This window comes from Micromonospora sp. S4605 (genome assembly GCF_003176715.1).
GTDB lineage: Bacteria > Actinomycetota > Actinomycetes > Mycobacteriales > Micromonosporaceae > Micromonospora > Micromonospora echinaurantiaca.
Genome location: NZ_QGSW01000259.1, coordinates 1 through 7,525 on the forward strand (window position 1 = coordinate 1; position 7,525 = coordinate 7,525).

The following is a 7,525-nucleotide window of genomic DNA, read 5'->3' on the forward strand; positions in this document are numbered from 1 at the left end:
CCGCGAGGCTACCCAGCCCCGGCCCCGGACCGGGAACGCTTTCCCACCGCCCGGGCCTGGTGTGGCGTCGGCCCGGGCGGTGGGAAAGCGTTCCCGGTCCGGGGCCGGGGCTGGGTAGCCTCGCGGGCATGAGGATCGGCATTGTGGGGGCCACCGGCCAGGTCGGTGGCGTGATGCGGCAGGTGCTGGGCGAGCGGGAGTTCCCGGCGGAGCAGGTGCGGTTGTTCGCCTCGGCCCGGTCGGCCGGGCGCGCGCTGCCCTGGCGGGACGGCGAGATCACCGTCGAGGACGCGGCCACCGCCGACTACACCGGTCTGGACATCGTGCTCTTCTCAGCCGGTAAGGGCACCGCCAAGGAGCTCGCTCCCCGGGTCGCCGCCGCCGGCGCGGTCGTGATCGACAACTCCTCCGCGTTCCGGATGGACCCGGAGGTGCCGCTGGTCGTCGCCGAGGTGAACCCGCACGCCGCCGCCGTACGCCCGAAGGGCATCATCGCCAACCCGAACTGCACCACGATGGCCGCGATGCCGGTGCTGCGCCCGCTGCACGAGGAGGCGGAGCTGGTCAGCCTGGTCGTCTCGACGTACCAGGCGGTCTCCGGCGCCGGCCTGGCCGGCGTGGCCGAGCTGGACGAGCAGGTCCGCAAGGTGGCCGAGCACGCCAGCGGCCTCACCTTCGACGGCGCCGCCGTCGAGTTCCCGGCGCCGCGCTCCTTCGCCCAGCCGATCGCGTTCAACGTGCTCCCGCTGGCCGGCTCCGTCGTCGACGACGGCTCGGAGGAGACCGACGAGGAGCAGAAGCTGCGCAACGAGAGCCGCAAGATCCTGGAGATCCCCGGCCTGAAGGTCTCCGGCACGTGCGTCCGGGTGCCCGTCTTCACCGGCCACTCGCTCCAGGTCAACGCCCGGTTCGCCCGGCCGATCACCCCGCAGCGGGCCCGCGAGCTGCTGGCCGACGCACCGGGCGTGGCGCTGAGCGACGTGCCCACCCCGCTGCAGGCCGCCGGGCAGGACCCGACCTACGTCGGGCGGATCCGGGCCGACGAGACCGTCGAGCACGGTCTCGCCCTGTTCTGCTCCAACGACAACCTGCGCAAGGGCGCCGCGCTCAACGCCGTGCAGATCGCCGAGCTGGTGGCCGCCGAGTTGCGCTGACCCGACGCCGTGCTGGGATGACGGGACGACCCGACTCGACGAGGAGGACGCGGTGCCGGACGACCGTACCCGGGAAGCGCTGACCGACCTGATCGCCGGGCGGTGGATGGGGGTGCTGGCGACCATCCGCCGGGACGGCCGGCCGCAGCTGTCCACAGTGGTCTACGCCTTCGACCGGGACCGCGGCGTGATCCGGGTGTCGGTGACCGACGACCGGGCGAAGACTGCCAATCTCCGCCGGGACCCGCGGGCCAGCTTCCACGTCAGCAGCGAGGACGGCTGGGCGTACGCGGTGGCGGACGCGCGGGCCGAGCTGACCCCGGTGGCCGCGGACCCGGCGGACGCGACCGTCGAGGAACTGGTCGGGCTCTACCGGTCGATCCAGGGCGAACATCCCGACTGGGACGACTACCGGCGGGCGATGATCGCCGAACGGCGGCTGGTGCTGCGGCTGCACGTCGAGCGCGTCTACGGCGCCCCGCCCCGCGGCTGATCCGGCCCGGCCGCTCCCCCGCCCACGGCGACCGGGCGCGTTACCCCGGCGGGGCGGCGGGTAGACCGCCGGTGCCGAACCGAGAGGGGAGCACCATGACAACGGTCGGAGAGTTCATGACGACCCGGTTGGTGACGATGGACGGCAACGACACGCTCACCGCGGCGGCGCAGGAGATGCGCGACAGCGCCATCGGCGACGTGGTGGTGACCGACGGCGACGACGTGGTCGGCATCGTCACGGACCGGGACATCACGGTCCGGGCCGTGGCGGAGAACCTGGACCCGAACAACACAGCGCTCAACCGGATCACCAGCAAGGACGTGATCACGGTGAGCCAGTACGACGACGCGGTGGCCGCCGCGGACCTGATGCGGACCTACGCCGTCCGTCGGTTGCCGGTCGTCGACGACGGGCGCCTGGTGGGGCTGGTGTCCATGGGCGACCTCGCGGTCGAGCGGGAGCCCCAGTCGGTGCTCGCCGACATCAGCGCCGACGACCCGAACAACTGACCTGTCCGCCGCGGTACGCCGGCTCCCCGGTGCGGGGGCCGGCGTTGCGGCGTTCCGCGGCACAGTCCCCGAGTGAGCCCGCGCCCCGACGCCCGATGCGTCGCTGCGTCCGCGGGCGTGCGGGACGTCAGGTCGGCTCGACGCGCACCCGCACGTCGGCGGCGCCACGGGTGGCGGCCACGACGGCCGCCTCCGCGTCCACCTCGCGACGGGCGCGGGCCGGCAGCGGGTAACCCTCGAACGGGATGACGGTCACCTCCAGCGCGCCCCGGCCCGCCGCCTTGGCCCGCCAGACACCGGCCACCTCGCCGTCGAGCAGCAGCGCCCCGGGATTGCCGAGGATCCGCCAGAGCTGCTTCTGGTGGGCCCTCTCCGGCACCAGCAGGTCGCGGTCCCGGCCCTGCAGGAACGGGTCGCCGGGCGGGAGCAGCCGGACCCCCGGCGCCGGCCGGGCGTCACGTAGCGCGTCGAGCCGGTCGGCCGGCAGCCAGGCGCGTCGGCCGGCCACCCGCACCTCGGCCAGCCCGTCGGGCCACACACCGCGCAGCGCGCCGGCGCTGGTGCCCAGGAAACCGGCCACGTCGGCCGGCGTGGCCGGGCCGAGCAACCGCAGGTAGGCCAGCGCCAGCGCGTCGGTGCCGGCCGCGCGTTCGGGCGGACCGGACCAGCCGGGCAGCGGAGCGAGCGTCGCCGCCCGCCCGGAGACCGCCAGCCGTACACCGCCGGCGAGGCCGGCCTGCTGGAAGAGCGCCCCGGAGATGTGCCGGGCGCGGCAGGGCTCGCAGTCGTACGTCAGCTCGGCCGGCACCCGGTCGCTGACCGCGCGGCTCACGTCGCCCTTGGCCATCGGCCCGGTGACCACCGCGGCGAACGCGTCCGCCGCGACCCGGAAGGCGGCCAGCCCGAGCCGGGCGCCCTCGCGGATCTGGCCGGGGAGGCGTCGGGTGGCGTCCGCGTCGTCCAGCGGCCAGATCGCGGCGGCCAGGCCGGGCAGCTCCGCGCGCCGGTGCAGGTGCGGTGCCCCGCGCATCGACCAGACCAGCTCCAGCCGGTCGTCGTCGGCGGTGGGGGCACCCCGGGCGGCGAGCGCCAGCTGGGCCGAGCCGTACGGAGTGTCCTGCACGCCGAGGTCGAGCACCGCGAGGTCGGCCGCGGCACGCCCCGGGCGGTGCAGCTGCTGAGCCGCCGCCCGGTAGGCGAGGACCTGCTCCCGGCTGACCTCCGGCCCGCTCGTGGCCATCTGACCTCCCGCCCCTCGTTCCGGCTTTCCCGGAGGCTACTGCCCGGCTGCGACAGCCGGGCGCGGGCTCACCCGATCCGGGCGAGGTTGACGCCGCTCCGGCCGGGGACCCGGTGCACCGAGGCCGAACGCCGGACGGTGGGACGTACGTGGCACGCCGCCCACCCGGCCGGCGTGGAGCCGGGACCGACCGACGGGGAGGAGAGGACCCGATGGTGGACGCGACCACGAGGTTCTTCGAGGATCTCGACCGGCGGGGGTTCGAACCCGTGCTGGCGAAGACCAAGGGGACGCTGCGTTTCGATCTGCACGAGGGGGCGCAGACCACGCACTGGCTGATGCGGATGGACCGGGGCCGGGTCGAGGTGAGCCAGGAGGACGCCGAGGCGGACACCGTCGTCGGGACCACCCCGGAGTTGTTCGAGGACCTGGCCACCGGGCGGGAGAACGGGATCGCGGCGCTGTTCCGGGGGGACATGACGGTGACCGGCGACGCCCGGCTGGTGGTGCAGGTCGAACGGCTCTTCCCGGGCCCGCCGGACAGCCGTGGGCCGCGCCGGCGCTTCGAGAGGGGGATGCAGCGATGAGCCAGACCAGCACCGTCCGGATCCTGGACGGCAACACCTTCGTGGTCTCCGAGGACACCGGCGACATCGAGGCGACGCCGACCGAGCCGACCGGACTCTTCTCCCTCGACATGCGCTTTCTGTCGACCTGGGTGCTGACCATCAACGGGGAGCGGCTCAACGCCCTCTCCTACGACGACCTCCAGTACTACGAGGCCCGGTTCTTCCTGGTGCCCGGCATGGCGACGCACTACATCGACGCCAAGCTCTCGGTCATCCGGGAACGCGCGGTCGGCGGCAGCTTCCGCGAGCAGTTGACCATCCTCAACCACGACGAGAAGCCGGTCGACCTGGAGATCCGGATGGAGGCGGGCGCCGACTTCGCCGACCTGTTCCAGGTCAAGGACGAGATCCTGAACAAGAAGGGAGAGCTCTACTCCGAGCCCGAGGCGGACCGGCTGCGGCTCGGCTACCGGCGGGGCAACTTCACCCGGGAGACGGTGATCTCCTCGTCCGCGCCGGCCCGGTACGACCGGGAGGGCTTCGCGTACACCGTCCACCTCGAACCGAACCAGCAGTGGGACACCCGGATCGACGTGCAGACCATCGCGGTCGGGCCGGGCGGCCGGGACCTGCGGATGGGGTTGCGGGCACACGGCACCGAACGGCTCGCCCTCCAGCACGACCTGGAGGAGTGGCTGCGCAAAGCGCCCAAGGTGAACACCCAGCACGAGGAGTTGGGCAGCACCTACCGGCGGAGCCTGATCGATCTGGCGGCGTTGCGCTTCTCGCCGATCTCCCTCGGCGGGGCGACGCTGCCGGCGGCCGGCCTGCCCTGGTTCATGACCATGTTCGGCCGGGACAGCATCCTGACCTGCCTGCAGACGCTGCCCTTCACGCCCACGATGTCCACGACCACGCTGCGGATCCTGGCCGCGTTGCAGGGCACCCGGATCGACGACTTCCGGGAGGAGGACCCGGGGCGGATCCTGCACGAGATGCGCTACGGCGAGACCGCCGCCTTCGAGGAGCAGCCGCACACCCCGTACTACGGCTCGGTGGACGCCACTCCGCTGTTCGTGGTGCTGCTCGACGAGTACGAGAAGTGGACCGGGGACGCCGCGCTGGTCAAGGAGTTGGAGCAGGAGTCGCGGGCGGCGTTGAAGTGGATCGACGACTACGCCGACCTGGTCGGCAACGGCTACATCTGGTACGAGCGGCGTAACACCGACACCGGCCTGGAGAACCAGTGTTGGAAGGACTCCTGGGACTCGGTCTCCTACCGCGACGGCAAGCTGCCTCCGTTCCCCCGGGCCACCTGCGAGGTGCAGGGGTACGCGTACGACGCGAAGATGCGCGCTGCGCGGCTGGCCCGCGAGTTCTGGGACGACCCGGACTACGCCGACCGGCTGGAGCGTGAGGCGGCGCAGCTGAAGGAGCGGTTCAACCGGGACTTCTGGGTGGAGGACGGCGAGTTCTACGCGCTCGCCCTCGACCCGGACGGCCGGCAGTGCGACGTGCTCAGCTCCAACATCGGGCACCTGCTGTGGAGCGGCATCGTCGACCACGATCGGGCCGAGAAGATCGCCCAGCACCTGGTCGGCCCCCGGCTCTTCTCCGGTTGGGGGGTGCGGACGCTGGCCGAGGGCGAGGTCCGCTACAACCCGATCGGTTACCACAACGGGACGATCTGGCCGTTCGACAACTCCTTCATCGCCTGGGGCCTGCGCCGGTACGGTTTCGCCGAGGAGTCGGCGATCATCGCCAACGGCATCCTGGACGCCGCGACCTACTTCCAGGGCCGGCTGCCGGAGGCGTTCGGCGGCTACCCGCGCGAGCTGACCAAGTTCCCGGTCGAGTACCCGACGGCGTGCAGCCCGCAGGCGTGGTCGACCGGCACTCCGATGCTGCTGCTGCGCACCATGCTCGGCCTGGAGCCGCACGAGGGGCACCTCGCGGTGGAGCCGCGGCTGCCGATCGGGATGGGCCGGATCGAGGTGCTGGACATCCCGGGCCGGTGGGGCCGGGTGGACGCGTTCGCCCGCGGCCGGCTGGAGATCGAGGAGCCGACCGGCTGACCGGAGCGCACCGTGCGCCGCCCTGGCCAGGGCGGCGCACGGCGGCTAGGCCGGCAGGACGGTGTCCAGGAACGCCCCGGTCACCGCCGCCAGGTCCGGCCGGCGCAGGTCGAGCGCGTGCCCGCCGTGGGTGATCCAGGCGTGCACCGGGTGCCCGGCGGCCAGCAGCGCCGCCGCCAGGTCCACCGACTGGCTGACCGGGACCGAGTGGTCGGCGACGCCGTGCACCAACAGCACCGGTACCCGGTTGCCGGCGTGCGTGGTCACGGTCGCGTCGACGGTGGCCGGGTCGCCGGCGGCGGGCGGGTGGCCGAGCAGGCCGGCCCACGGGTCGTCGTCGCGGCGCAGCCGCCGCCAGTCCGCGGCCAGCGGATCAACGGCCGGCCAGTAGGCCAGCGCGGCGGTCACGTCGTCCGGCCGGTCCACCCCGCGCAGCGCCAGGTGCAGGGCCAGCGTGCCGCCCGCCGAGTCGCCCGCCACCAGCAGCGGACGATCCCCGGCCGCCGCGCGGGCCTGCCGCGCCGCCGCGCGTACGTCGTCGAGCTGGGCCGGCCAGTGCGCCCGGTCGACCAGTCGGTAGGTCGCCGGCACCACCCGCAGCCCGTACCGGGTCAGCGCCGCGCCGTCCTCGGTCGAGCGGGCCCGCCAACCGCCGCCGTGGATCCAGAGCAGCACCCCGCGTTCGATCATCCCGCCATCCTGGCCCCGCCCGGGCCGGACCGCCCAGCCGGTACGCCGAGGGCAGAAGCGCCGACCGGGCGATCGACCCTGGCGTGACTCACAGGTGGGCGGGGTATTTTCTGCGGATGCCGGAACTCGTGTACCCGCCCGTGATCGCCGCCGCCAAGACGATGTTCCGGGTCCTCGACCTGAAGATCACCGTCGAGGGCGCCCACCATGTCCCGCGTACCGGCGGGGCGGTGCTGGCCAGCAACCACGTCAGCTACCTGGACTTCATCTTCTGCGGCCTGGGCGCGCACCCGGCGAAGCGGCTGGTCCGCTTCATGGCCAAGCAGTCCGTGTTCACCCACAAGGTGTCCGGCCCGCTGATGCGCGGCATGCGGCACATCCCGGTGGACCGCCGGGCGGGCGCCGGGTCGTACGCGACAGCGGTCAGCGCGCTGCGCCGGGGCGAGGTGGTCGGCGTCTTCCCGGAGGCCACGATCAGCCGTTCGTTCACGGTGAAGGAACTCAAGAGCGGCGCCACCCGGATGGCCCAGGAGGCCGGGGTGCCGGTGCTGCCGGTGGCGCTCTGGGGCACCCAGCGGCTGTGGACCAAGGGCCGGCCGCGCACCCTCACCCGCCGGCACACCCCGATCACCATCCTGGTCGGTGAGCCGATGGACCCGGCCGGCTACCCGGACCCGAACGCGATGACCGCCGACCTGAAGAAGCGGCTGGACGCGCTGGTCGACCGGGCCCAGCGGGAGTACCCGGAGGCCCCCGCCGGCCCGGACGACCGCTGGTGGCTCCCCGCCCACC

8 protein-coding genes are annotated in these 7,525 nt (G+C 73.5%); 6 read left to right on the top strand and 2 right to left on the bottom strand.

Annotation, left to right across the window (positions count from 1 at the left end; genetic code table 11):
- Positions 1-128 precede the first annotated feature (128 nt).
- From DLJ47_RS23330 to DLJ47_RS23340, 3 genes are all read left to right on the top strand, one after another.
- Positions 129-1,154, top strand: coding sequence for an aspartate-semialdehyde dehydrogenase (locus DLJ47_RS23330; protein ID WP_109902753.1), 1,026 nt, complete (start codon positions 129-131; stop codon positions 1,152-1,154).
- A gap of 52 nt (positions 1,155-1,206) precedes the next feature.
- Positions 1,207-1,647: a PPOX class F420-dependent oxidoreductase gene (locus DLJ47_RS23335; RefSeq protein ID WP_109902755.1), complete on the top strand. Its 441-nt coding sequence runs from the start codon at positions 1,207-1,209 to the stop codon at positions 1,645-1,647.
- A gap of 95 nt (positions 1,648-1,742) precedes the next feature.
- Complete coding sequence (locus DLJ47_RS23340; RefSeq protein ID WP_109902757.1) at positions 1,743-2,159, top strand: CBS domain-containing protein; 417 nt, start codon at positions 1,743-1,745, stop codon at positions 2,157-2,159.
- A gap of 127 nt (positions 2,160-2,286) precedes the next feature.
- Here DLJ47_RS23340 and DLJ47_RS23345 read toward each other — a convergent pair whose 3' ends face one another.
- Entirely contained in the window at positions 2,287-3,399 is a 1,113-nt protein-coding gene (locus tag DLJ47_RS23345) for a DNA glycosylase AlkZ-like family protein (RefSeq protein ID WP_109902759.1), read from the bottom strand.
- 212 nt (positions 3,400-3,611) lie between these two features.
- Here DLJ47_RS23345 and DLJ47_RS23350 point away from each other — a divergent pair, with 212 nt between their 5' ends.
- Positions 3,612-3,986, top strand: a complete 375-nt coding sequence (locus DLJ47_RS23350) for an SCP2 sterol-binding domain-containing protein (RefSeq protein ID WP_088992281.1) — start codon at positions 3,612-3,614, stop codon at positions 3,984-3,986.
- Complete coding sequence (locus tag DLJ47_RS23355) at positions 3,983-6,043, top strand: amylo-alpha-1,6-glucosidase (RefSeq protein WP_109902761.1); 2,061 nt, start codon at positions 3,983-3,985, stop codon at positions 6,041-6,043. The genes DLJ47_RS23350 and DLJ47_RS23355 overlap by 4 nt, the downstream gene beginning before the upstream one ends.
- Before the next feature lie 45 nt (positions 6,044-6,088).
- Here DLJ47_RS23355 and DLJ47_RS23360 read toward each other — a convergent pair whose 3' ends face one another.
- A complete protein-coding gene (locus DLJ47_RS23360) occupies positions 6,089-6,733 on the bottom strand; it encodes an alpha/beta hydrolase (RefSeq protein ID WP_109902763.1) in 645 nt (214 codons plus the stop codon).
- A gap of 116 nt (positions 6,734-6,849) precedes the next feature.
- On the opposite strand from DLJ47_RS23360, the gene DLJ47_RS23365 reads away from it, so the two are divergent.
- A partial coding sequence (locus tag DLJ47_RS23365; protein ID WP_109902765.1) for a lysophospholipid acyltransferase family protein occupies positions 6,850-7,525 on the top strand: 676 nt, incomplete at its 3' end.